1 protein-coding gene is annotated in these 244 nt (G+C 72.5%); it reads right to left on the reverse strand.

What is annotated here, in order from left to right:
- The coding region (locus AC0IZJ_RS28665; RefSeq protein ID WP_471855674.1) for a metallophosphoesterase family protein at nucleotides 1-145 on the reverse strand (145 nt) is incomplete at its 3' end.
- Nucleotides 146-244 lie beyond the last annotated feature (99 nt).

Below are 244 nucleotides of genomic sequence, written 5' to 3' on the forward strand. Positions count from 1 at the left end.
GCGCCGTCTCGCGCGGCAGCAGTGGGCCGGAGAGGTTGTCGCCCAGGCACAGCTCCTGGTCGACGCCACGGCGGCGGATGTCGGCGGCAACCGCCTCAAGGGCGGGCAGGTTGCCGGGGATGTCGGAGACGAGAGCGAGGCGCATGGGTCAGTGAGAAGCCGTGTCGATGGCCGCCACGGCGTCCTTCAGGCCCTGCCCGGTTTGCTGCCGGTGCAGGCGGCTGGCCTCGATGCGGCGCTTGGG

Source organism: Roseateles sp. AC306, from assembly GCF_979253795.1.